This window comes from Pontibacter pamirensis, assembly GCF_010015475.1.
In the GTDB taxonomy this organism is placed as follows: domain Bacteria; phylum Bacteroidota; class Bacteroidia; order Cytophagales; family Hymenobacteraceae; genus Pontibacter; species Pontibacter pamirensis.
The window spans coordinates 106432-131172 of record NZ_SSNI01000004.1 but is presented as its reverse complement, the minus strand read 5'-3'; the positions used below and the strand labels follow the sequence as shown (position 1 = coordinate 131172).

The 24741-nt window shown below is 40.3% G+C and carries 23 protein-coding genes; 21 read left to right on the top strand and 2 right to left on the bottom strand.

All coding sequences use genetic code 11. From position 1 onward, the window contains the following. Positions 1-10: 10 nt before the first annotated feature. Positions 11-922, bottom strand: coding sequence for a chain length determinant protein (locus tag E1919_RS05780; RefSeq protein ID WP_162052408.1), 912 nt, complete (start codon positions 920-922; stop codon positions 11-13). A gap of 153 nt (positions 923-1075) precedes the next feature. On the opposite strand from E1919_RS05780, the gene E1919_RS05775 reads away from it, so the two are divergent. The 21 genes from E1919_RS05775 to E1919_RS05675 all read left to right on the top strand — a co-directional run bounded on the left by E1919_RS05775 (position 1076) and on the right by E1919_RS05675 (position 24451). Continuing rightward, positions 1076-2215 carry a DegT/DnrJ/EryC1/StrS family aminotransferase gene (locus tag E1919_RS05775; RefSeq protein ID WP_162052407.1) on the top strand — a complete coding sequence of 380 codons (1140 nt, stop codon included), beginning with the start codon at positions 1076-1078 and terminating at the stop codon, positions 2213-2215. Continuing rightward, positions 2215-2787 (top strand): acyltransferase, encoded by a 573-nt coding sequence (locus E1919_RS05770; protein WP_162052406.1) that lies wholly within the window; start codon positions 2215-2217, stop codon positions 2785-2787. The genes E1919_RS05775 and E1919_RS05770 overlap by 1 nt, the downstream gene beginning before the upstream one ends. A gap of 5 nt (positions 2788-2792) precedes the next feature. Then, positions 2793-3818 (top strand): Gfo/Idh/MocA family protein, encoded by a 1026-nt coding sequence (locus E1919_RS05765; protein ID WP_162052405.1) that lies wholly within the window; start codon positions 2793-2795, stop codon positions 3816-3818. 56 nt (positions 3819-3874) lie between these two features. Beyond that, positions 3875-5155, top strand: a complete 1281-nt coding sequence (locus E1919_RS05760) for an oligosaccharide flippase family protein (RefSeq protein WP_162052404.1) — start codon at positions 3875-3877, stop codon at positions 5153-5155. Between the two features lie 11 nt (positions 5156-5166). Beyond that, complete coding sequence (locus tag E1919_RS05755) at positions 5167-5886, top strand: methyltransferase domain-containing protein (protein ID WP_162052403.1); 720 nt, start codon at positions 5167-5169, stop codon at positions 5884-5886. A gap of 9 nt (positions 5887-5895) precedes the next feature. Then, complete coding sequence (locus E1919_RS05750) at positions 5896-7119, top strand: glycosyltransferase (protein ID WP_162052402.1); 1224 nt, start codon at positions 5896-5898, stop codon at positions 7117-7119. A gap of 15 nt (positions 7120-7134) precedes the next feature. Next, the gene (gene hisH, locus E1919_RS05745; protein WP_162052401.1) at positions 7135-7749 is read left to right on the top strand and encodes an imidazole glycerol phosphate synthase subunit HisH; all 615 of its coding nucleotides are present in this window, start codon (positions 7135-7137) and stop codon (positions 7747-7749) included. A 6-nt stretch (positions 7750-7755) separates the two neighbouring features. Then, positions 7756-8517 carry an AglZ/HisF2 family acetamidino modification protein gene (locus E1919_RS05740; RefSeq protein WP_162052400.1) on the top strand — a complete coding sequence of 254 codons (762 nt, stop codon included), beginning with the start codon at positions 7756-7758 and terminating at the stop codon, positions 8515-8517. Further along, entirely contained in the window at positions 8517-9665 is a 1149-nt protein-coding gene (locus E1919_RS05735) for an N-acetyl sugar amidotransferase (RefSeq protein ID WP_317168193.1), read from the top strand. Before E1919_RS05740 ends, E1919_RS05735 begins: the two co-directional genes overlap by 1 nt. Then, positions 9658-10764: a glycosyltransferase gene (locus E1919_RS05730; RefSeq protein ID WP_162052398.1), complete on the top strand. Its 1107-nt coding sequence runs from the start codon at positions 9658-9660 to the stop codon at positions 10762-10764. The genes E1919_RS05735 and E1919_RS05730 overlap by 8 nt, the downstream gene beginning before the upstream one ends. A gap of 251 nt (positions 10765-11015) precedes the next feature. Next, positions 11016-12146: a glycosyltransferase gene (locus E1919_RS05725; RefSeq protein ID WP_162052397.1), complete on the top strand. Its 1131-nt coding sequence runs from the start codon at positions 11016-11018 to the stop codon at positions 12144-12146. A gap of 114 nt (positions 12147-12260) precedes the next feature. Beyond that, entirely contained in the window at positions 12261-13112 is an 852-nt protein-coding gene (locus E1919_RS05720) for a glycosyltransferase family 2 protein (RefSeq protein WP_162052396.1), read from the top strand. A gap of 244 nt (positions 13113-13356) precedes the next feature. Further along, positions 13357-14361, top strand: a complete 1005-nt coding sequence (locus E1919_RS05715) for an O-antigen ligase family protein (RefSeq protein WP_237144033.1) — start codon at positions 13357-13359, stop codon at positions 14359-14361. Further along, complete coding sequence (locus tag E1919_RS05710) at positions 14354-15151, top strand: glycosyltransferase (RefSeq protein WP_162052394.1); 798 nt, start codon at positions 14354-14356, stop codon at positions 15149-15151. The genes E1919_RS05715 and E1919_RS05710 overlap by 8 nt, the downstream gene beginning before the upstream one ends. Next, positions 15148-16452 (top strand): O-antigen ligase family protein, encoded by a 1305-nt coding sequence (locus E1919_RS05705; RefSeq protein ID WP_162052393.1) that lies wholly within the window; start codon positions 15148-15150, stop codon positions 16450-16452. The genes E1919_RS05710 and E1919_RS05705 overlap by 4 nt, the downstream gene beginning before the upstream one ends. A 68-nt stretch (positions 16453-16520) precedes the next feature. After that, the gene (locus E1919_RS05700) at positions 16521-17903 is read left to right on the top strand and encodes an undecaprenyl-phosphate glucose phosphotransferase (RefSeq protein ID WP_162052392.1); all 1383 of its coding nucleotides are present in this window, start codon (positions 16521-16523) and stop codon (positions 17901-17903) included. Between the two features lie 98 nt (positions 17904-18001). Continuing rightward, positions 18002-19396 (top strand): histidine--tRNA ligase, encoded by a 1395-nt coding sequence (hisS, locus tag E1919_RS05695; protein ID WP_162052391.1) that lies wholly within the window; start codon positions 18002-18004, stop codon positions 19394-19396. A gap of 4 nt (positions 19397-19400) precedes the next feature. Beyond that, a complete protein-coding gene (hutH, locus tag E1919_RS05690) occupies positions 19401-20891 on the top strand; it encodes a histidine ammonia-lyase (protein WP_162052390.1) in 1491 nt (496 codons plus the stop codon). A 110-nt stretch (positions 20892-21001) separates the two neighbouring features. Further along, positions 21002-22909, top strand: coding sequence for a T9SS type B sorting domain-containing protein (locus E1919_RS05685; RefSeq protein WP_162052389.1), 1908 nt, complete (start codon positions 21002-21004; stop codon positions 22907-22909). Positions 22910-23103: 194 nt separating this feature from the next. Continuing rightward, complete coding sequence (locus tag E1919_RS05680) at positions 23104-23439, top strand: YbaB/EbfC family nucleoid-associated protein (protein ID WP_162052388.1); 336 nt, start codon at positions 23104-23106, stop codon at positions 23437-23439. Positions 23440-23443: 4 nt separating this feature from the next. Beyond that, positions 23444-24451 (top strand): glycosyltransferase family 2 protein, encoded by a 1008-nt coding sequence (locus E1919_RS05675; protein ID WP_237144032.1) that lies wholly within the window; start codon positions 23444-23446, stop codon positions 24449-24451. On the opposite strand, the gene E1919_RS05670 is transcribed toward E1919_RS05675, so the two are convergent. Further along, on the bottom strand, positions 24446-24664 hold the full coding sequence (locus tag E1919_RS05670; RefSeq protein WP_115564320.1) for a PspC domain-containing protein: 219 nt from the start codon (positions 24662-24664) through the stop codon (positions 24446-24448). The two genes, E1919_RS05675 and E1919_RS05670, sit on opposite strands and share 6 nt — an antisense overlap. Positions 24665-24741 lie beyond the last annotated feature (77 nt).

The window sequence follows — 24741 nt, the reverse complement described above, 5'->3', positions numbered from 1 at the left end:
TTACTATGCGTTAATAAGACAATCTGCTTCTTTTACGTTCTTCCAGAACAAGGGCAACTATAACACCTAGTACAAAAGCAAGCAATCCGCCAATAATAAGAAACCTTTGCAAGACAGGTCCGGTAGGCCTAAATCGAGGTGTAAACCCATTCACCACCTCAATATTATCTAACTGATCTAATTCAGCTTCTAATTCAACCTGACGTTCATACATTGTTAAACTCTCACGATATAAGGTGGTAGGATCGATTGGCTGGCCGTAAACGAATCCATTAACAGGACCACTTGGCGATGCAACAGTAGTTTTAACGCTATCGATAGATTCTATCTGGTCTTTAAGTTTAGATATCAAACTCTCAATTTCTCTTTGTCTGATACGCTTTTGCTTTGAGAAATAGCGATTATTCTCCAGATAATTTGTCAACGCTGGTTCCATAGTCTCAAATAACGAATTATCATAAAGTGAAAGCTCTATTTTAAATGGTGAACCGGTTAAAATACTGTCTTCTGCTATTCTATCCTCATCCAAGTTATGAAACCTCATTTCAATAATTTCATTGGCTGCATCAGGATCTATGTTCAGTTGTTCCGAGACGGCAACAATATTGCCTTCATTTATCATGTCGGATAAATTATTCAGCTGGTTCTCAACAAACTCATTCCTGATTTCAGACAAGACAAGCGTCATGGAAGAGATATAATACGGCTTTGTAAGATAAAAAGCAGCATATCCCAACACCAATCCTAAGGCTGTAAAAGATAACACCAAAATTGATCTTTTGAGTAAAACACTAAGCATATAAGAAATACTATTCCTAATTTGCTTAAAAGCGACTCCTATTTGCTTAAAAATAACTCTTAAGTCAATTTCATCCTGAGCATTATTCATTCTCTTTTGCTCTTGTTCCTTCAGGTGATACATATTGGCAATTTTTTACAAATATACTAGCTTTACCAAAGCTTTAGTAATATTGAATAGATATAAAGTTGTTTGCAATATTTCACTATTTTTGCCCGCAAACCAAATAAAACCATTGCTACTATTTATCTATAATTAAGAAAACGGGCGCACCCTATGAAAACTCAAATGGTTGACCTTCGTCGTCAATATAACAGATTAAAAGAAGATATAGACCAAGCAATTGCAGAGGTACTAGATACCACAGCCTTTATAAATGGGCCTGCAGTTACACTTTTAGCAAACGAACTAGCGGCGTATAACAATGTAAATCATGTTGTTACCTGTGCAAACGGTACAGATGCATTGCAATTAGCCATGATGGCTCTGGAGCTAGAACCTGGAGATGAAGTCATTGTTCCTGCCTTTACCTATGTTGCCACGGCCGAAGTAATTGCACTTCTTGGACTGGTTCCGGTCTTTGTAGATGTACATCCTGACACGTTCATGATTTCTGTTGAAGCCATACACCATGCAATTACTTCCAAGACAAAAGCAATAGTACCTGTACATCTTTTCGGCCAGTGTGCGGACATGGAGGCTATTATGTCAATCGCAGAAAGACATAACATTTTCGTGATAGAGGACACTGCACAAGCCATCGGTGCTACTTATACATTTCCGGATGGAACAGTAAAAAAAGCTGGCACGATGGGGCAAATAGGCACAACCTCGTTCTTCCCATCTAAAAATCTGGGGTGTTTCGGAGACGGTGGAGCTATGTTCGTTAATGATGACAACCTCGCCAAGAAGCTCAAGATGATAGCTAACCACGGCCAGAGCGTTAAGTACTACCATGACATTGTTGGCGTAAACTCCAGACTAGACACGCTGCAGGCTGCTGTACTTCGCGCTAAGCTGCCTCATTTAGATGACTTTTCCATCAGGAGAAACAAATCTGCAGCATATTACGATTCTGTTTTAGGCAAACTCAGCTCTCTTTCCATACCTAAGCGGGCAGAGCAGTCAAACCATGTCTTTCATCAGTACACAATAAAATGCCTGGGCTTTAGAAGAGAGGAGCTACAGGCACACCTTCAGGAAAAGGGCATTCCAACTATGGTTTATTATCCTGTTCCGCTGCACCTTCAGAAAGCTTATATCCACTATGGTTACAGAGAGGGAAGCTTACCGGTATCTGAAAAGCTATCTTCACAAGTACTCTCGCTTCCGATTCATACAGAACAGGATGAGGAGCAACTCTTCTTCATCACCAGCAATATCAAAGAGTTTCTTGAACTTAAAGGCCTAGCGTAATGAGTTATTTTAGCCACGAGACAGCCGTCATAGACAATGGATGTGCTATAGGAGACGGCACCAAAATCTGGCACTTTTCTCATATAATGCCAGATTGCCGCATTGGCAACAGTTGCAATATCGGTCAGAATGTTGTTATTTCCCCACAGGTGGTGCTTGGCAACAATGTCAAGGTACAGAATAATGTATCGATATACACAGGCGTAACATGCGATGATGATGTCTTTCTAGGACCGTCGATAGTTTTCACAAATGTGATAAACCCGCGTAGTGCCGTTAACCGCCGTGACCAGTATGCCACAACACATGTTGGTAAGGGAGCAAGCATTGGCGCTAACGCCACAATAGTATGCGGTCATGACATTGGAGAGTATGCCTTTATTGGCGCAGGAGCGGTTGTAACAAAGAATATACCTGCATATGCCCTGGTAGTTGGTAATCCATCCAGGCAGATTGGCTGGATGAGCGAGTATGGTCATAAGTTACAGTTTAATAAAGATGGTGAGGCAACTTGTCCGGAAAGCGGCCAGGTTTACAAATTAATAGATAAGCAGGTTAAAAGAATAAGTTAAAAAGAATGCCTTTTCAAGATAAAAAAATAAAGTTTGCTGTAGTAGGGTGTGGCCATATCGGGAAACGACATGCAGAAATGATTGCCAGAAACCCTGAAGCAGAGTTGGTCGCACTTGTAGATACAAAAGAAAAGAGTTCTCTCAATATAGAAGAGTACCAATTGCCTTTCTTTCATTCCCTGGAGGAGCTCCTCGCCAGTGGCATCGAAGTAGATGTCATAAACATAGCCACTCCTAATGGCTATCATGCGCAGCAGTCTATGAAATGCCTGGAGGCCAGAAAACATATTGTGGTAGAGAAGCCAATGGCTTTGACGAAACAAGATGCTGAAAATGTAATTTTTAAGGCTTTACATGTGCATAAGCACCTTTTTGCCGTTATGCAGAACAGGTACTCCCCCCCTTCCGTCTGGATAAAAGAACTTATTGAAGGTGGCGTACTTGGAAAAGTGTTCATGGTGCAGCTGAATTGCTACTGGAACAGAGATGACCGCTACTATAAGCCTGACAGCTGGCACGGGAAGAGAGACCTTGACGGAGGTACGCTGTTCACACAGTTCTCTCACTTTGTTGACATCATGTACTGGCTCTTCGGAGACATTACTAACATCAATGCCAAGCTTGGCGATTTCAACCACCAGCATCTGACTGATTTTGAAGATTCAGGGTTTGTAAGCTTTGACTTTGTGAACGGAGGAATGGGCTCCATCAACTACTCTACCTCTGTATGGAACCAGAACCTGGAGAGCAGCATGACCATTATAGCTGAGAATGGCTCTGTAAAGATAGGTGGGCAGTACATGAATGAAGTAGAATATTGCCACATCAAGAACTACCAGATGCCCGAGCTGGCACCAACCAACCCTGGCAACGACTACGGCGCCTACAAAGGTTCAGCACAGAACCATCACTACGTGATAGAAAATGTGGTGGATGTTCTGAAAAACAGATCAGCCATAACAACTAATGCCCTTGAAGGCCTGAAAGTTGTTGATATGATTGAAAGAATTTATTCTGCAAAAAATAATTAAAGAGAGATTCTTTATATAAGTTTATACTCTATTGTTTACACTCCTTTTCAGAGTAAATGAACTACTTAGTGAAGTTAAAGCCAAAATCTGATTTTAAAAGGAATGTTATTACACTATTAACAGGAACCACTATAGCCCAAATAATTCCCATTGCTGTTTCTCCAATATTAACACGATTATATTCTCCAGAAGATTTTGGTGTGTTGGCTTTGTTTACAAGTTTAGTAACAATAGTAGGTATAATATCTACAGGCTTATATGAATCTGCCATAGTCTTACCCAAACGCAAAAAAGATGCCGTCAATATACTAGGCTTGTGCCACATAATTGTGTTCAGCTTCAGTTTGATACTTTTCCCTATACTATGGTTTGGGGAAAGTATTATTGCCAACTTCATAAATGATGAGGCTATCCTAGACTGGCTTTATTTTATACCATTGGCTACATTATTTATGGGTCTTATTCAAACGTATACTAACTGGAGCATTCGTAACAGCAGTTATAAACGTCTTGCAACTAATAGAATTGCACAAAATATAACATTGGCAGCAACTAATGTTAGTGCAGGTTTTCTTGGCTTTGGGGTAAGTGGTTTGATAGCTGGTTTCTTTGGTAGTCAGTTGGTTTCCAGCGTACTACTTTTTTTAAAAGTTAAGTTTGAAGACTCAATAAATCTAAAAAGTATAAGTTGGGAAAGAATTAAACTTAATGCTCACAGATATCAGGACTTTCCTAAAATAAATTTGTTTCAGGTTTTAGTAGACACTCTACAGGCTAGTTTGATAGTGTTTTCTATTAAGGGAATATGGGGTGTTGCAATTTTAGGATTATATGCTTTTATGATGCGAATTTTGAGAGCTCCTCTTAACATAATTGGAAGTTCAATTTCTCAGGTTTTTTACCAAAAAGCATCACAAGCATTCAATAACAAGGAAAACTTGTTTTCTATACTACTGAAAACCATGCTAACTCTTGCTTTACTAGGTGTGGTTCCCTTCACAATTTTACTTTTCTTTGCACCAGAGCTTTTCTCTTTTGCTTTTGGTCAGGAGTGGCAGGAGGCAGGCGTATATGCTCAATTATTAACACCTTGGTTATTTTTCAATTTCATTTATTCTCCATTATCGCAAGTTCCATTAATATTGAATAAACAAAAAAAGTCTTTTGTGCTCGGTCTCATATATAATTTAATAATATTCGGGATTATATATTTTATGGGAGCAAATGGATTTAGTCCCCATACAACTTTCATTACGCTTTCCATAGCTATTTCTATTTATTTAGTCTTTATGTTAATGTGGTTGTTAAGCATTACAAAATATTCAAATACTAACTAAAATATTTAAACATGCAATTCAATAAAGAATTAGAACCATATTTAGATTCAACGAAATTTTCAAATGGTTTAAAAGTAAAACTAGAGTCGAATGGGGCTCCTATGCAAACCAGAATGGATTACATAGAGTCTATAGTAAATGGGAAAAAGATTATACACTTAGGATGTACAGATCATATACCTTTAATTAAAGCGAAAATAAGCAATAACCAATGGTTCCATAAACGTCTGACAGAGAAAGCTAGCAGATGCCTAGGAGTTGATATCAACGAAGAAGCCCTTTCATATGTTAAAAATGAATTGGGATATAATGACTTAATTCTCCATAACGTTGTTACCGATGCACCTCATCCAAGTATTTTAGAGACTAAGTGGGATTATCTCATATTGGGAGAAATACTAGAGCATGTAAACAATCCCACTTTATTGTTACAGACAATACAAGAAAAATATGGTTCATGTATAGAAAAAATGATTATTACAGTACCTAATGCTTTTGATTATAAAAACTTTTACTACTCTCTAAGCAATATTGAACTGATCAACACAGATCACCGCTTCTGGTTTACTCCTTATACCTTAGCAAAAATAGCTGTTGAAGCAGGCTTGAAAGTCGATAATTTTGAATATTGCCTTCCCGGTGAATTAGGTAAAAGAGAATATTTTAAAAAGTTCTTTCTGGAGAGATACCCTGCATTTAGAGAGACGTTGTTGATGACGCTGAAATTTTAAGAATCGAATATGTCAGGTGCTTCAAATTTAATTGTCTTTACTTATTCTTATCCATACGGTTTTGGAGAAGAATGGAAATACAATGAATTCAATGTACTTTCTGGGCATTTTACTCATATTATAATACAACCTTACACATACGGTAACAACAAAGAAATCCAAAGAGAGCTACCGCTAAATGTAACAGTAAATGAGCCTCTTATTTCTGATCCGCTCAACTCCATAGGGCTTATATCTAAAGGTTTTTTTAATTTAAGTCCAGTTAAATTCGCTTTAGCTGATTTAGTTGAAAGGAAGCTGTACTTTCGTCCAAAGCAGTTTAAATTCTGGTTAAATAGTACTTTACATGTCAGACATCTTTCATCACATCCTTTTATTCAGAAGTTAGTTAGCACAAAGAGCCCTAAAACAGTTCTGTATTTTTATTGGGGAACTGGCCCAGCTCTTATGATTCCGCTTTTTAAACAGAAAAATTTTTCTAAAATCGTAGCTAAATTTCATGGCGGTGATTTGTATGAGGAACGAAGCAATGGCTATTTACCATTTCGTAAAAGCATTTTTCAGACCTTAACTAATGCTTTATTTATATCAGAACAAGGCTTAAATTACGCTTCTAAGAAATATAGAATAAACAATGGCTTAGTTTTTCGTTTGGGAGTAAAAACATATGGATTTGCAAAACATAGCCAAGACGATACATTTAGAATAGTGACCTGCTCATCTGCTATACCGATAAAGAGATTATCTTTATTAATAGAGGCGCTATTCCATGTGCAGTTTCCAGTTATATGGACACACATTGGAGATGGACCTCTATTACCTACATTACAAAAAACAGCTTCTACACTTCCTAATCAAATTAAAGCAAATTTTTTAGGATTTGTACCAGCACATAAAGTACAAGAATTTTACACAGAAGATACAGTTGATTTATTTATTAATGTAAGTGAGACTGAAGGTGTACCTGTTTCTATTATGGAGGCACTTTCAGCAGGCATACCTGTTGTTGCTACAGATGTAGGTGGAACGCACGAAATAGTAAATGCAGAAAATGGCAAACTTATAGCACCAGATATTAGTGCATCTGAGTTAGCAGGAGAGATAAGCTGCTTTTATAATTTACCTTTGACACAGAAAAAAAGATTAAGAGAAGGGGCTTTTCAAATGTTTGAAAAGAAATCCAATGCAGATAATTTATATGAAAGTCTGGCTCAATTCCTAGTAAAAGATTGATTCAATAAGAAAGTAATGATCACTATAATCGATTACGGATTGGGTAATTTGGGTTCCATCTTAAACATGCTTAAGAAAATTGGCGCTCAAGCAAAGATAAGCACTTCTAAACTTGATATTGAAAAAGCAGATAAGTTGATATTGCCTGGAGTTGGTGCCTTTGATAATGGTATGAATCAGCTTCGGGAGCGGGAGTTAATGGATGTTCTGAACTACAAGGCCATGGAAGAAAAAGTACCTACCTTGGGTATATGCCTTGGTATGCAGCTTTTGGGAAACTCTAGTGAGGAAGGCACTGAAAAAGGATTGGGGTGGATTGATGCAGCTACATTAAAATTCAAATTTGATGAGCAAAACCTGCATCTTAAAGTACCACATATGGGATGGAATTTAGTGAATGAGAAGAAGGGCAGTGTGTTGAGTAAGGAGATGTACGAGGAGCCACGCTTCTATTTTGTGCACTCCTACCATTTTGTATGCAAAAACCCACAGGATGAATTATTCCGCTCCAATTACGGCTTTGAGTTTACTTCGGCAGTTGAAAAAGATAACATCATGGGAGTCCAGTTCCACCCGGAGAAAAGTCATAAGTTTGGCATGAGATTATTGAGTAACTTTGCAGCTATTTAATCAAGTATGTTAAAAACAAGAGTAATTCCCTGCTTACTTTTGAAAGGCCAGGGACTGGTTAAGACTACAAAGTTCAAGGATCCTAAATATGTAGGAGATCCTCTTAATGCTGTGAGAATCTTCAACGATAAAGAAGTTGACGAATTGGTATTTCTGGATATCACAGCAACGATCAATAAAAAAGAACCAAATTTCAAACTCATTGCTGAGATCTCCACAGAATGTTTTATGCCTTTCGGATATGGGGGTGGTATAACCAACACAAAACAAATTGATAAATTAATAAATCTAGGAGTCGAAAAAGTTATTCTTAACTCGGCTCTACATCAGACACCTTCGCTGATTGAAGATGCAGCAAAGCTGTGCGGAAGCCAAAGCATTGTTGTCTCCATCGATGTGAAACGAAATTTTTTTGGCAAACCAGAAGTTTATACACAAGGCGGACAAACCAAAGTAAAAGCTTCGGCAGAAGAAGTAGCTAAGCTTGCTGAGTCATTAGGAGCTGGTGAAATCTTCATTAACTCTATTGACAAAGATGGCACGCTGAATGGATTTGACATTGATCTAATCAAGAGAGTGTCGTCCGCTGTGAATGTACCAGTTGTTGCTTGCGGCGGCGCCGGTAAAATTTCAGACTTTGTAAGTGCAGTGAAAGATGGTGGAGCTTCGGCTGTGTCTGCAGGCAGTATGTTTGTATTTCATGGCAAACATAAAGCGGTTTTAATAACTTACCCTAATTATGGAGAACTAGAATCTTTTCTAAAATAATGACCAATACAAACTTAATGAAAAGAGAATATCAAATTTGCACCAGGTGTATCATGGATACATCTGATCCAGAAATAGAATTCAACTCTCAAGGTGTATGTAATCACTGTCTTAGTTATGATGACACTGCAAAGAAGGTCCTGTTAACAGATGAAGAGAAGAAGCCACAGCTAACAAAAATTGTTGCAGAGATAAAAGAAGCCGGAAAAAACAAGGAATATGACTGTATCATAGGGTTAAGTGGCGGTGTAGATAGCTCCTATCTTGCTTATTGTGTCAAAGATCTGGGATTACGACCTCTTGCTGTACATTTAGACAATGGGTGGAATTCTGAACTGGCTGTAAAAAATATCGAGAATATAGTTAAAATACTTGATATTGACCTCTATACATATGTTATTGATTGGGAAGAATTTAAAGATCTTCAAATAGCCTTTTTAAAAGCATCAGTTGTTGATATAGAGATGTTAACTGATAGTGCTATCATTGTTGCTATTGATAGAATCGCAAAAGAAAAGAATATCAGCTATTTCTTAAGTGGATCTAACTTCGCGACAGAGAATATTATGCCTCAGTCCTGGTTTTATTCTATAAAGCATGATAGCCTGAACATCCGCGCAATATCAAAGCGGTTTGGCTCAGTGGGGAAACTGAAGAGTTATCCGATGTTTAACTTCTTTGAGTTCTGGAGATACACGTACTTCAACAAAGTAAAAACAATCCCTCTTCTAAATTTCCTGCCTTACAACAAATCAGAAGCCATGCAGTTTCTGATTGAGAAATTGAACTGGAGGGATTATGGCGGAAAACATTGGGAATCAAAATTCACTCAGTTTTATCAGGTATACATTCTGCCGCGTAAATTTGGAATAGATAAAAGAAGGGCTCATCTTTCCAGTTTAATTGTTTCAGGCCAGTTACCTCGTGAGCAAGGTTTGAAGTTGATTTCAGAAAATATTTATAACGAGAGGCTTCTTCAAGAGGATAAAGAATACCTCTTAAAGAAGTTTGAACTTTCAGAAAGTGAATTTGATCGCCTCATGCAGGCTGATCCTCTTCCACATGATTTTTATCCATCTTATGTTTCCTATATAAAGATACTCAGGAAATTCAAGCGGTTATTAACACGTAAAAAAGCCCATGTCTAAGAGAAAGAAAGCTCTCTTCGTGACACATGATGTTAGCTTATACGGTGCTTCCCGAAGCCTGCAAACGCTGCTTACAAACCTGGAGGACGTCGATGTTGATCTTGTTGTAAAGAAACGATTAAAAGGAAAATGGGATCTTAATGAAATAAACGCTTTTTTTAATAAGAAAGCGAAACTTATCAAAGAGTTTCACTTGCCTCATCCTGGTATTTATAAAGGTAGTGAATGGAAAGACTACAGAATTAAACTCAACGATTTGCTTTGGAAAAGTAATTCGAAGGCATTTTATAAATTTATCCAAGCAAATGACTATGATTTTATCCATTTAAACTCTATTGTACTTCATCAATTAATTAGAAAAGAATTACCTGCGTTCATACATATCAGGGAGATCTTTAATGGAAGCCAGACCTCTGTTTTTGATTCATTAAGAAATGCACGAGGAGTTATTTTTATAGATGAAGCGACAGAAGAACCTTTTAAGGATTTAAAACTTCAAAACAGTACAATTCTGAATAATCCATTTGACATGCGCCACCTGCATGAGGTGGTTAACTCAGATTTAATTCAGAAACATTCCTTAGAAGGTAAAACAGTATTTTCAATAATAGGAAGTGTCGCCCCTGTTAAAGGAGTAGAACTTGCTATAAGAGCTTTCAAAGAAGTAAAATGTGAAAATGCAGTTCTGTTGATAGTAGGAAAAAGTAACAATGAAGCTTATATAAAACTTTGTAAAGAACTCGCTGGCAATGATTTACGTATCATCTTTTACGGTGAGGAGGCCGATATAGGTAAAATTTATGCTATGAGCGATTACATTATCAGGTGTGACCCTCAATTTTGTGTAGGGAGAACAGTTTATGAAGGATTATACGCCGGTTGCCACGTAATACTGCCAGGGCATGAACACAACAGAGAAGCACTTTTCGATTTAGATAGATTTACTGACAGCATTACATTATATCCTCCGCAGGATACAGATATCCTGGCTAAGGTAATTGAAAAGAAGAGCCACCAGAAAATCTTTGACAGGAACTTTAGCACGAATATTCCTTCACATTTGCAACAGTTCAACCAGTTTATATCTGAGAAACTATAAAAGTTGAATGTATCGTTATATAACTCGATTGATTTACTGCAGCCTGATACTTATTTCAATTCAAATTGCCGGTAATTACAAAACAGCTTCCCCCTCTCCTACTTGAACGGTTCTGTTCATCCACTATCGCATATAGAGCTATTCCAAACACCAAATCACACTAAAAATTATATAGTTTTCAACGACAACTATTGTTAAATTTGTCTTCTAACATAGGTTTTATCATACCGTTAGAATGAATTAGTTGATTTATGAGAATTGTTCATATAGTAGAGTGTTTTGCGGCAGGAACAGCACACTTTATAAACTTACTTACACAATATACCTCCTGCGAACATATTGTGATTCATGGGGAGCGGTCTGATGAGATCAAAGCAGAGGCTGTCAAAGCTAAATTTCCGAATGGAGTGACCTTCATTCGGTGGAAAAGTGTGCAGAGAGAGCTTAAGCCTATGAGAGACCTAAAAGCTCTCATTGAACTACATAATATTCTTAGTAAAATTGACAATATAGATGTCATACATTTACATTCATCTAAAGCAGGTTTTTTGGGTAGAATTACTTGCTTCCTGATGCGCAGGCAAAATGTTATCTATACTCCTAATGGTGCTTCATTTTCTAGAGCTGATATTTCTGCCACAAAGAAGTCTCTTTTTATAGCCTTGGAAAGAATAGCAGACAAACTCTCTGGACGAGTGGTTTGCTGTTCCAGTTCAGAATCTAAGAGTTTCAATGAGATTGGCATTAAGTCCACCTACATCAACAATGGCACCTCTATACCTGCCTTACTTCCAGAAAAGCCAAATACCTCAAAGATGGGTTCAGATAGTGAAACCTTTACAATTGTTACAGTTGGTAGAGTAACAGAGCAGAAGAACCCTACCCTCTTCAATAAAATAGCTAATTTCTTTGTTGAACAAAAAAACATACAATTTATTTGGGTAGGTGAAGGAGAAGCAAAACAGAAGAAGCTATTAGAAGCAGAAAATATCAGGTTAACAGGGTGGCTACCTAAAGAAGAAGTCGATAACATAGTGCATCATGCTGATGTCTACCTGTCTACATCTTTGTGGGAAGGGTTGCCTTTCTCTGTATTGGAGGCTATAAGTATAGGAAAATGTGTTTTATTATCTGATTGTGTTGGAAATGTTGATTTAGTGAAGGATGGCTTCAATGGTTTCATTTTTGATACAGCAGAAAAGGCTATCACTAAAATTCAATGGCTAACTGAAAATAAAGAGAATATACCGCTTATGGAAAATAACTCTCGAGAATGGAGTATGAGAGATTTTGATATTAAAGTAGTTTCCAAAAAGTATGAAGAATTGTATAGTTCTCTGGTTTCAGCAAACACGCCATATGTAGTTAGTTCATCTGTCTAAATAAACATTCATGAACCAGATTGTTTTAAAGTATCTACTTTCGCATTAACGCAGCTTTCAAACCTTTAGCAGTTATTCTATACGTTCTACACTTTAAATTAGCTACGGCAACACATGACGAATCGCATTTTGGAGGGAGGATATTGCTTGAACCGAAATTGTGAGAGAGTAAAAGGAGATGAAATATTGGTCTCTGTAATAACTGTTGTATATAACGGAGAAAAATATCTGGAACATACCATTCAAAGTGTACTTGACCAAACATACAAAAACGTAGAATATATCATTGTAGATGGCGGTTCTTCTGATGGTACTTTAGATATTATCAGGAAGTATGATAGCCAAATTGCGTACTGGAAGAGTGAGCCAGACCGGGGAATAAGTGACGCCTTCAATAAAGGTATCGCCTTAGCTACAGGAGAAGTTATAGGAATTTTAAATGCTGATGATTGGTATGAACAAGATGCTGTAGCGCTTATAGTTGCGAAATATGAACCTGACAGCATTGTTCATGGTAATATACAATACTGGAATGAAAACGGCAGCAAAGGAGCCCAGACAAGACCAAATCTAAAGATGTTGCCACTGGAAATGAGCCTGAACCACCCTACTACATTCGTGAGCAAAAGTCTATATAGTAAGTACGGCGTTTTCAGTCTAGACTATAAACTTACTATGGACTACCATCTATTACTTAAACTTTATAAGGCTGGCGCAAAATTTATTTTCGTAGATCATGTTCTTACAAACATGAGGTATGGTGGTGCCTCAGCTAATATAGTGGCCTGTTATCAAGAAGTACTTAAAGCGAAAAACGAAATTTTAGGAAATGAGAACAGCAACAGGCTTTACTATTACTGGACAATTATCAGGCACACTACTTCTAAGTTACTATCTGGTACTCCCTTATCATTTATAAACAAAGCGTATAGAACTTATATCTCTCCAATTAAGAAGCAGTACTAGCACATCTGTTTTTACTTTATGTTATTGCAGCTATGTTAATAAAAGCACCTAAGCTGATTGAGATCCTGTAATGCGACTAACAATTAACTACTTCAGTTTATTTCTTGTTCTGTTCTTCCTGTTCCTGAACCTGCAGACACTTGCTTTAACAGGTTGGATAATGAATGAAGAATCTTCCATTAAATTTTATCATTTCTTTTCGCTATTTTTCGTTCCCTGTGTTCTAATAAGGTTTCGGTATAGCTTGCCCAAAATTCCACCCTTTGTATTGGAATACTTTGTTGGTATTTCAATCATTTCTCTTCTGCTATTCATTGTCTATCCTTTTAACAGGATATTGATCAACCATTTATTTGCATTTTATGCTTTTTACATTGGTTATTACATCACAGGAATATATTCTCCAGAGCAACTTATAGGACTTCTTCAAAAAGCCGCTGTTGTTATTTTTGTTATTATAACTGGTAAGCTTCTATTTCATATTCCTGAAATAATAAGATTTATGAAGGCTCCTGATGGCCATCCCGATATTTATACCATCTTTGGTGGTGGCGTTAATTTGGAAGCCACCTGGATAGGGCTTCATACAGCCTTGTTTATCAACAGGAAAAAGTTGTTCTATTTTTTCTTGTTAACCACACTGATCATCAGTGTATTGTATGCCTCCCGAGTAGGTATTGTGATAGCACTACTTGTAGCAGGCTTTAAATTTCTATCTTCAGCTACGTCAAAAAAAGAAAGAAGGGCCATTATTGCATTGGCTTTACTGGCAGTGTTCTGTTTTGTGATTTTTATTGATTTTGAAAATTTAGCAAACAATGTATATGCTTTGAGGCGATTTGTTGAATTCGGGGGTAGCACTGATAAAGGAATGGAGGGAAGATTTGCAATGTGGCGCTATTATGCCACAGCCCTTTGGGAGAGCTACTTTTTAGGTTATGGTGCTGGCAACGGTATGTATGCCATTGAGGCCGTGTCAGGAAAAGACTACCCCGAAGATAACCTACATAATCTATACTTGCAGATTCTGATAGAGTTTGGTTTTATTGGCTTTTTACTTTATATGTTAGTAGTATATAATTTAAGTATAAAGGCTTTCAAATCAAGGCTTAGCAATCCTATAGCAATCGTCATACTGGTTTACTTTATAGCTTCACTCATACAATTCAGAGGTACAGATGCTATAATCTGGTTATACATTGGTATGTTTATAAGAATTGAGTCAAAAAAAATAGCACTGAATGAATAGCGATATAGTTATCCTGATTCCGCACTTTAATAACCTGGCTGGATTAAAAAAATCATTAAACTCAATTCACTTCTCTTCTAAACTTGATGTGCTTATTGTTGATGATGGAAGTATCGTTAAACCGACTCTAGAGGAACTACAGAAAGATTTCTCCGGTATGCTTCATTTGCATTTATTATTCAATGATCAAAACCAGGGCATAGAAAAGACACTGAATAAAGGTTTAGCTTATATTCAAAGCAATATGTCTTGTAAATATATTGCCAGGTTAGACTGCGGTGATATTTGTGATTCAAACAGATTCGTAAAGCAAAAGCATTTTTTAGATACGAATGAAGAAGTATACCTGCTTGGTTCTTGGGTAGAGTTTTTCTATAAAGATGAAGCTATTTATACTTATAGAGCCCCTGCAAAGCATAAAGACATAGTCCAAAATATGTACTTAAAGTGTAGTTTCATACATCCTTCTGTTATGTTCAGGACGAAAGCTCTTAGGAAAATTGGCGTTTACCCATTGAACTATAAAGCTGCGGAAGATTATGCTTTCTTCTTCAAGTTTGTAAAAAACTACAAAACTCATATTCTACCCGAAGTCTTGACTTTCTGCGAGCTTAACCCAGGTGGCATTTCTCGCACCAAACGTACAATTCAACAGAAAAGTAAAATCAAGGTTATTAAAGACAATAGTTCACTTTCTCCTTATTTTGTGATTGGTTTGATAAGAAACTATACGCTACTTTTACTGCCTTATCATGTTGTAGCGAAAGCAAAGGCATTGTTCTTAAGATGAACGCAACAGTCAAGTTCATACATAACAAAAGTTTATCACAGAAGGCTTATTTACTCAGCCTTCTGCTATTTTGCGTTTCTATTTTTCTGCCGATGCAATTGGCAACGAATAGTGCCATAGCTCTTCTCATTGTTATATGGTTAGCCGAAGGTAAATTCGCTTATAAGCTTTCAAAGATAAAATCATCGCCTCTTGCTGCATTCAGCATCATTTTATTTCTGCTTTATTTAATTGGGATGCTATACACTCAAAATGTACAAGCCGGGTGGAAGTATCTGGAAACAAAAGCATCTTTACTCATATTCCCATTGGTGTTAACTTCGGCTATCATTCCAAAAGAAGACTTACATAAAACCTTGCGTTCTTTCTCTTGGCTTTGTGTCTTTTTCAGCCTGATAGCATTACTTTATCAAATAAAAGTTGTAGAAGAGAGAAATGATATCAACTATTTATTTAGCGATGGGCTGGTTTTGATATATAGGAAGCAAGCTATCTACTATGCATTATATGTTGCTCTTTCCATACTAGTGTTTTTCGATAGATTATGGTTTGATAACGTTCGGATTAGTAAAACTGAGAGGATTATAAATGTTATAGCAATCAGCTTCCTCCTTCTAATCCTATTTTTATTAGCTTCACGAACTTCTTTACTTGTCCTGATATTGATACTTTTCACAACAGCAGTAGTGAAAGGAGTAAGAAATGGTAAACTGAAATATACAGCTTTACTTATTGCTGCGACTATAGTTTTTTTTGGGACCTTATCTTTTTTCTTTCCTCAAACCCTTTCCAGGTTTGAGAGCTTGAAGAATACAAGCTATAACTTCCAGAATAAATCGTCAGAATACCATTTTGCGTTTGATAATGCGGCCGAAAGCTGGAATGGTTTAAATTTAAGACTTGCCAAATGGGTATGCGCATTAGATGTGATAAAAGAAAATCCCGTTATCGGAGTCGGTTCGGGTGATATTAAGGATGCACTGGTAACTGCCTATACTAATCGTAGTTTTTTCTATGCTGTAGAAATGAGATTTGACCCACATAACCAATACTTAGAAACAACAGTAGGTATTGGCGCTATAGGACTTTTGGTACTATGTCTTTTTTATTTTTACCCACTTTACCTGGCAGTCAGAAAAAGAAATTGGCTTTTTTCAGCGTTTACTGTTATGGTTATTTTCTGTTCTTTAACAGAATCTATTTTAAGCAGTTCTCAGGGTATAATTTTCACTTGTTTTTTCATGTTCATTTTTGTAAAAATGGTGTTTGAAGACGATATCCTTATAACGAGAGAAGGATGATCTTCTAACATATTCTGAAATAAATATATTAATTTAGCTGTTCGAACTATAATACTTATTACTTTTCTGTGCCTGGGCTCTATAATAGATACATTAAACTTATACACTCACTGGGTGATTTAGCAGCAGTAATCATATCTACTGCCGTAGCTAGTTTTCTGGTCCATGGAGGAATCACCAAAAATATAACAACGGACAGCAGCCTTTTCCTGCTGCATTCTGTATTGGCATGGATAGTGTGTACGCTGCTTTTGGGTACGTATAGGTACTATAGAGTGGCAAAAACACTTTGGGTATTAGTAGATGCGCTAAAAGCAGTATTACTTTATATACTTCTTGTTGAAGCTACGATAGGTTTTGTCTACTCCTCTCCCTTTTCAAGAGATTTTCTTCTTTATCATTATCTGATTCTCGTACTGTTTGTTCTGACTCTGAGGGTGTCTGTAACTTATACGCTAAGATACTTGCGCCGAAAAGGGTATAATTCTAAAACAGCGATAATTGTAGGGAATTCTAAAACGGGGCAGGAATTAAAGAACTTCTTTTATAAACACCCGGAATATGGATACAGGTTTGTAGGCTTTTTTGATGATAACTCTGAGGGAAATCCGCTGACTATCGGGCAAGTAAAGGACGTAGAACAATTTGTGCTGAAATATCATATTGACGAAATTTACTGCTGTGCCTTCGCATTGAAAAAAGAACAGTTGATTTCATTGATGGAATTCTCTGACAACAACTTGGTTCGTATGAAGTTTCTACCTGAACCAGATAGTTTCAGATATCAAAAGCTTAAGATTGACTTCTATGACATGCTACCGATTCTGGTAGCTCGTTCTATCCCTCTCGATGATGTGATAAACAAAATTTTAAAACGCACTTTTGATATTGCATTCTCTCTTTTTGTTGTCGTATTCTTACTGTCATGGCTACTGCCCATACTGGCTATTATCATTAAACTAGACTCCAAGGGACCTGTTTTCTTCGGCCAGGTGCGCTCTGGCATTAATAATAAAACATTCTTGTGCTGGAAACTACGGTCTATGTACATCAACACAGAAGCCAATTCGCAACTTGCCCGGCGTGGAGACTCGAGGATTACACCTGTAGGCGCCTTTCTGAGGAAAACTAGCCTGGATGAGCTTCCTCAGTTCTTTAATGTTCTCCGAGGCCAGATGTCAATTGTTGGTCCCCGCCCACACATGCTAAAGGCAGATCAGGAATACGCACTTATAGCAGAGAAATACATGGTCCGTCATTTTATAAAGCCAGGTGTGACGGGTCTGTCACAGGTACGTGGTTACCGTGGCGACACGACCGCAGATTACCAGGTACGCGGACGGGTGAAGCTGGATATCTTCTACCTGGAAAACTGGACTTTCCTTTTAGATGTAAAAATTATCTTCTATACTATCTACAATGCCATTAGAGGCGATAAGGCTGCTTTCTAGCACCGTTATTCTTTAACTGGTGTGTTACCACCTTTCCGCTATTTAACTCCAACCTTTCGGCAGCTTTTAGTAACTTGCACCTGCAAACCTGCATGAGCATGAGTAAAGAAAAACCATCCATACCGAAAGGAACCCGCGATTTTGGCCCGGCTGTCGTGGTGAAGAGAAATTATGTTTTTGGTGTTATCAGACGCACCTTCGAGAAGTTCGGCTACCTGCCCCTGGAAACACCTGCCGTGGAGCAGCTGTCGGTACTGACCGGCAAATACGGTGATGAGGGCGACCAGCTGATTTTTAAAATACTGAACTCCGGAGACTTTCTCGCAAAGACTAAGCAAGCTGATATAGACGAGGGGCACAAACACCTGACCCGCAAAGTCTCTGAAAAGGCACTCCGTTACGACCTGACCGTACCTTTTGCGCGCTACGTGGTGATGAACCGAAACGACATCACTTTCCCCTTTAAGCGTTACCAGATACAGCCAGTATGGCGGGCTGATCGCCCGCAAAAAGGCCGCTATCGTGAATTTTACCAGTGTGATGCCGATGTGGTAGGTACAAACTCCCTGCTTTGCGAAGCTGAGATTGTACAGATGATAAACGAGGTACTGACAAAGCTGGGACTGACCGATTTTACTATCAAAATCAACCACAGGGGCATACTGGCTGGCATAGCGGAGGCGATAGGTGAAAAAGGACGTGAGGGTGACATTTGTGTGGCTATCGATAAGCTCGATAAAATCGGAAAGGAAGGTGTGCGCAAAGAATTGCTGGAACGAGGCATATCAGAGAAGGCTGTTACAAAGCTGGAACCGCTTTATTCCCTGGAAGGAAGCAACAAGGCTGTGCTAGACCAACTGCAAACCATATTGGGCGACACAGCCGAAGGGCAGCGGGGGCTTAAAGACCTGCACGAAGTATGGAATTACCTCAGCAGGCTGAATAGTGAGGCTCTCACTGCGCAGAATGATTCCGGAAACCCGCGCCTGCTGTTGGATGTAACGCTGGCAAGGGGCCTCTCCTACTACACTGGCTGCATTTTCGAGGTGAAGGTAAATAATGTGAGCATGGGAAGCATCAGCGGTGGTGGCCGCTATGACAACCTCACCCGTATGTTTGGCTTACCAGGCGTATCTGGGGTGGGCTTTTCCTTTGGCGTAGACCGCATCTATGATGTCATCGAAGAGTTGCAACTGTTCCCCGACAGCAGCCAGGTAGGCACGAAGGCGCTCATCGTGCAGTTCGACAGGGAGTCTGAACTATACGCTTTACCGGTACTGCAGCAGTTGCGTGATGCAGGCATAGCCTCAGAACTTTATCCTGAACAGGCCAAACTTAAGAAGCAAATGAGTTATGCCGACCAGAAAAGCATCCCGTACGTAATCCTGATAGGCTCGGAAGAAATGGCAAGTGGCAAGCTGAAGCTGCGCAATATGGAACTGGGTGAGCAGCAGGATCTGACGATAGATGACATTATCAGCCAACTGAAATAAAGGTATGGGCAAAGTCCATTACATATCCAACGAGCACCTGAGCCTGGAGGCGATAAACACAATTCTGACGCAGCAGTATACACTGGAGCTGTCTGAGGAGGCAGAGCAGCGAATTGTGCGCTGCCACGAATATCTGCAGCAGAAAATCAACAGTACTGACCGAAGTATCTACGGCATTAACACCGGCTTCGGCGCCCTCTGCAACAAGAAAATATCCCACGCTGACCTAGAGCAACTGCAGCGCAACCTCGTAATGTCGCATGCCTGTGGCACAGGACCCGAGGTGCCGCAGGAGGTGGTCAAACTCATGCTGCTGCTTAAGATCCAGTCGCTGGCCTACGGGCACAGCGGGGTGCAGTTGAAAACGGTAAAGCGACTGATTGACTTCTACAACCGGGAGGTATACCCGGTGGTGTACCAGCAAGGTTCTTTGGGTGCCAGCGGAGATTTAGCGCCTTTAGCGCACCTGTGCCTGCCTTTGATAGGAATGGGCGAAGTAAGTTTCCAGGGGTATAAACTGGCCAGCGAGCACGTGCTGGATATGTTTAGCTGGGAACCGGTTACTTTAAAAGCCAAGGAAGGACTGGCCCTGCTGAACGGAACCCAGTTTATGGCTGCTTACGGTGTGTTGGCACTCCTGCAGGCAAGGCGGCTGTCGCGGCAGGCAGATGTTGTTGGGGCTCTTTCGCTGGATGCTTTTGATGGACTGCTGGAGCCTTTTAATAAGGCTATTCACCGCCTGCGTCCGCACAAGGGGCAGTTACAGACAGCAGAAGCAGTACGCCGGTTGCTAAAAGGCAGCAAACTGATACAGCAGAAAAAAGAGCATGTGCAGGATCCTTACTCCTTCCGGTGTATGCCGCAGGTGCATGGCGCAACAAAAGATGCACTGGCTTATGCAGAGAAGGTGTTTCTCACAGAAATAAACTCTGTAACCGATAACCCTAATATTTTTCCGGAAGAAGATGAAATTCTTTCCGGGGGGAATTTTCACGGGCAGCCCTTGGCCCTGGCCTTGGATTTTATGGCCATTGCCCTGGCAGAACTTGGCAACATCTCCGAGAGGCGTATCTATCAACTCATCTCTGGCGGGCGCGATTTGCCGGAGTTTCTGATAGCGGAACCGGGTCTGAACTCCGGCTTTATGATCAGCCAGTACACTGCTGCCGCTATCGTGAGCCAGAGCAAACAGCTTTGCAGCCCCGCCTCCACCGACTCTATTTCCTCCTCCAACAACCAGGAGGACCATGTGAGTATGGGTGCAAACGCGGCCACCAAACTGTATCAGGTGGTGCATAACCTGGAGCGGATAATAGCCATTGAATTAATGAATGCTGCGCAAGCTCTAGATTTCAGGCGTCCGCTGAAAACTTCACGGGTGCTGGAAGGAATGGTGGCGCGGTACCGGGGAAAAGTTACTTTTGCCACCACAGACCGTATGCTGCACAATGACATTATGGCAAGCATTACTTTTTTACGAACAGACACAGTATAAATCTTTGCCTGAAGAAATAGGCGCTAAGCCATTCATGCTGATGCCGTACAATAAAAATACAAGTCTTCCTTTATAGCTATAGGTTTGTGACCCAAATTAAAGTTTTATACTTGAAACACCTGCTGTACATCGTACTCCTCTTCATAACCTTCATCTCTCAGGCGCAAAACGACAGGTGCTTCAAGGCATACAATCAGCAGGGGGAGGAAGTGGAGGTATTATGCGTTGGCCAGGAGGTAGAATTCAGGGACTGTGGTGACCAGGTGCCGGATGAAAATGAGTACTACATTTTCAATTATAAGAAGGGCACGGCCATACCAACACCAGCCTCTACTATTAAAACACATACTTATACTACGCCAGGTAGCTACAGAGTACTGCAAATAGCCAATTACGGAGGAAATACCCTGACAGACACTGTATCACAAGTTTTTGAGGTAAGAGAAGCTCCTGTTCCCGATTTCACTATCAGCCGCTGCGCCAACAGGGCTGTTTCAGTTGCCATTACGGATGACATCTATGACAGCTATACCATTGACTTCGGAGACGGCCAGCAATCTGTAAGCGCTCTTCCTAACAGTACCACCCCATATAGCTACAACACACAGGGAGACTACACCATCACAGTTACAGGGAGTTATACCGGCGGCACTTGCGCAGGAATAAATACTGCTACAGTTACCACGCTACCACCTGCCCCTCAGCCTTTTATCCGGAACCTGACGGTATTGGAGCAGGCAGCAAATGGCCTGCTTCAGTTGGCCCTCCAGGACTTACAGCCAGGATACAATTATGTGGTGCAGCAGTGGAATGGCAGCACATTTGGGACCATCGACACCATCCAAAACATTACACAGGCAAGTAGTCTAAATCATCAATTACAAGTAAACACAACAGCAGGCGCGCAGTACCTTGTAAAGCCAATAGATGCCTGCGGTACTCCCTTTCCAAACTCAAACGATATCTCTTCTATTGCCCTGGAAGCCACCTCCGGTAATGAGCAGATTACCTTGTCCTGGCTAAGTGCTCCTATTACCGGCACCTTTGAAGTCTACAGAAACGGCACCTTGTTGGAGACACTAAGCAGTTCCACCAGCATATATACCGATACCGATGTTTCCTGCGGGCAGGCTTATCAGTATGAAGTAAGGGGCATTGCTTCTGATGGCAGTGTTTCCGTATCAGCCCCACAGGAGGTCCAGGCAACTTCTACCACCGTTCCTGCAGCACCTTACTTGCTCACCACGTTCGACCTGAATAATCAGGTACTGCTTAGCATAGAATTGCCGCAGAATGAGGCAGCACAGCAAATAAATGTGGAGCGAAGTATGACAGGTGGGGCTTTCCAGAGTATTGGTCAGAAACAACAAACAACTTTTACAGACGATATTGATGCTCCGGAACAGGTATGCTACCGTGCCACCTTCTTGAATGCCTGCGCCAACACGTCATCTTACAGTAACATCTCCTGCCCTGTCTTTTTACAGGCGCAATCGCAGGAAAATGGCAGTGCTGTGGTACTTACCTGGTCAGCTTATGAGGGTTTTCCAGGGGGTGTGAGGCTGTATACTGTAGAACTGCTCGATGAAAGCAATAACATCATAAGCAGCAGCACTTTAACCGGAACCACCTTTACCGATCGCAGCCTCAGTAATGAGCAACAACAGCTTCGCTACCGCATAATGGCGACGGCAGCAAATGGCGCAGCTTTTACTTATTCCAACATCGTTGTTATAGAGCAGGAACTGCAGCTACATATGCCTTCCGGCTTCACTCCGAACGGAGATGGCCTGAACGATACTTTTGAAGTAAAAGGCCGCCTGTATGACAGCTATAATATACAGGTATACAACAGCTTAGGCCAAGTTGTTTACAGCGGCACTGAAGCAGATGCAGCATGGGACGGCACCTTTAAAGGGGAAAAATTACCCGCTGGCGCTTATGCTTATAAAATAACCGCACGGAACAGCTTTGGCACCACCAAAAGTCGCACCGGTACCATAACCTTACTGCGATAGCTTACTATAATTCACGCAGCCTTCATCCTGAAAATTTTAACACTGTAATAGATTGAATACCGCTGTTTCAGGAAGCAGTATCACCATACACTTCTACAAATATATTAAATAGCTTTTGTATGCCTATATTTGCAGAAACAACAGGCAAATATGCCTGAACCTCGTACAAATACACTTACCAAAACAGAAAAACTATGTTTGATATGATGGGCATGATGGGCAAAATGAAAGAAGTCCAGGCCAAACTTAAAGAAGCGCAAGACAAACTACAGGATATTACCGTTACTGCCGAATCGGGTGCCGGTTTGGTAAAAGCAACGGTAAACGGGCAGCGTAAGCTCCTGAAGATAGAAATTGATGAAACTATCATGAACGCGAGCGACCGTGAGATGGTCAATGACTTAGTGGTTGCCGCCGTAAACAACGCTATGCTGACAGCCGCAGAACGTGCACAGGAAGAAATGAAGAAAAACACCGAAGGCCTACTGCCAAACATCCCTGGCTTAGACTTAGGAAGCTTTGGCTTATAGTGAATTGAAAACAGCCATAGTTATCCTTAACTGGAACGGGCTGCGGTACTTAAAAGAATTTCTGCCATCGGTGGTGGCACACAGTGAGGACTGCCAAGTTATCGTAGCCGACAATGCCTCTACCGATGGTTCAGTAGCTTTCTTACAGGACCACTTCCCCCAGGTGCGCATTATTCTGCTGCTGGAAAACTATGGCTTCTGCGAAGGCTATAACCAAGCGCTCCGGCAGGTTCAAGCTACCTATTATGTGCTGTTAAACTCTGATGTGTCGGTGCCTGCCGGTTGGTTAGAACCAATAACGAATTTAATGGACGCTGATGCCAGTATAGCTGTTTGCCAGCCTAAAACAAACGCTCAGCAACATCCGGGCTATTTTGAATATGCCGGTGCCGGAGGTGGTCTATTGGATACGTTAGGCTATCCCTTCTGTCGGGGCCGCCTGTTTGAGACGCTGGAGGAAGACAGAGGGCAGTATGATGATGTGCAGGAGATTTTCTGGGCCACAGGTGCCTGCATGTTTGTGCGTGCAAATGTATTTCATGCTTTGGGAGGATTAGAGCCTGCTTTTTTTGCCCACATGGAGGAAATAGACTTTTGCTGGCGCGCCAAAAATGCCGGCTATAAAGTAATGTACAACGGCCACAGCCAGATATATCATGTAGGTGGCGGCACCCTACATAAATCTAATCCCCGCAAAACATACCTGAATTTCAGGAACGGACTCGCCTTGCTGTACAAGAACATCCCTTCAAAAGAGCTATTATCTACGCTATTGCTGCGCGTGTTGCTGGATTGGATAGCGGCCCTACGTATGGTGTTAGCCGGTCAGACAAAAGATGCGCAAGCTGTGTTAAATGCACACGCAGACCTGCTTCGCCACAGGCACTATTGGCAAAACCGCAGGAAAACGCAACAACCCAAAGGCAATTTCCCTGAAATGCCAGGCGTTTACAAAGGCAGTATTGTCTGGCAATATTTTATAAGGCAGAAAAGAACGGTAGCGGAATTATAGGTCCCAGACGGTGCTGCGCTCACGGCGCCAGTGCTTGTGCACGTTCATCCAGAACGCTAGCATCAGGTAAATAAGCACGGGAGAACCCATTGTCAGAAAAGACAGGTAAATAAATGAAAGTCGGATGCTACTGGTAGCAATGCCAAGCTTATCACCCAGCATCGTACACACTCCAAATGCACGGGATTCGATAAAGTATTGCAGTCGCTTCATTTACGTTAAGTTTAATTCACTAATTTACGCTTTGTATCACAAAAGCAAAAACAACTACGCTTCAATCGCTAAAATTG

Excerpts from the sequence above, each read along its gene's own strand:
- hisS (WP_162052391.1), top strand. The coding sequence starts at position 18,002 with ATGAGTAAAGAAAAACCATCCATACCGAAAGGAACCCGCGATTTTGGC.
- E1919_RS05755 (WP_162052403.1), top strand. The coding sequence starts at position 5,167 with ATGCAATTCAATAAAGAATTAGAACCATATTTAGATTCAACGAAATTT.
- E1919_RS05730 (WP_162052398.1), top strand. The coding sequence starts at position 9,658 with ATGTCTAAGAGAAAGAAAGCTCTCTTCGTGACACATGATGTTAGCTTA.
- E1919_RS05770 (WP_162052406.1), top strand. The coding sequence starts at position 2,215 with ATGAGTTATTTTAGCCACGAGACAGCCGTCATAGACAATGGATGTGCT.
- E1919_RS05705 (WP_162052393.1), top strand. The coding sequence starts at position 15,148 with ATGAACGCAACAGTCAAGTTCATACATAACAAAAGTTTATCACAGAAG.
- E1919_RS05775 (WP_162052407.1), top strand. The coding sequence starts at position 1,076 with ATGAAAACTCAAATGGTTGACCTTCGTCGTCAATATAACAGATTAAAA.
- E1919_RS05760 (WP_162052404.1), top strand. The coding sequence starts at position 3,875 with ATGAACTACTTAGTGAAGTTAAAGCCAAAATCTGATTTTAAAAGGAAT.
- E1919_RS05765 (WP_162052405.1), top strand. The coding sequence starts at position 2,793 with ATGCCTTTTCAAGATAAAAAAATAAAGTTTGCTGTAGTAGGGTGTGGC.
- hisH (WP_162052401.1), top strand. The coding sequence starts at position 7,135 with ATGATCACTATAATCGATTACGGATTGGGTAATTTGGGTTCCATCTTA.
- E1919_RS05720 (WP_162052396.1), top strand. The coding sequence starts at position 12,261 with ATGACGAATCGCATTTTGGAGGGAGGATATTGCTTGAACCGAAATTGT.
- E1919_RS05680 (WP_162052388.1), top strand. The coding sequence starts at position 23,104 with ATGTTTGATATGATGGGCATGATGGGCAAAATGAAAGAAGTCCAGGCC.
- hutH (WP_162052390.1), top strand. The coding sequence starts at position 19,401 with ATGGGCAAAGTCCATTACATATCCAACGAGCACCTGAGCCTGGAGGCG.
- E1919_RS05725 (WP_162052397.1), top strand. The coding sequence starts at position 11,016 with ATGAGAATTGTTCATATAGTAGAGTGTTTTGCGGCAGGAACAGCACAC.
- E1919_RS05670 (WP_115564320.1), bottom strand. The coding sequence starts at position 24,664 with ATGAAGCGACTGCAATACTTTATCGAATCCCGTGCATTTGGAGTGTGT.
- E1919_RS05750 (WP_162052402.1), top strand. The coding sequence starts at position 5,896 with ATGTCAGGTGCTTCAAATTTAATTGTCTTTACTTATTCTTATCCATAC.
- E1919_RS05710 (WP_162052394.1), top strand. The coding sequence starts at position 14,354 with ATGAATAGCGATATAGTTATCCTGATTCCGCACTTTAATAACCTGGCT.
- E1919_RS05780 (WP_162052408.1), bottom strand. The coding sequence starts at position 922 with ATGTATCACCTGAAGGAACAAGAGCAAAAGAGAATGAATAATGCTCAG.
- E1919_RS05740 (WP_162052400.1), top strand. The coding sequence starts at position 7,756 with ATGTTAAAAACAAGAGTAATTCCCTGCTTACTTTTGAAAGGCCAGGGA.
- E1919_RS05735 (WP_317168193.1), top strand. The coding sequence starts at position 8,517 with ATGACCAATACAAACTTAATGAAAAGAGAATATCAAATTTGCACCAGG.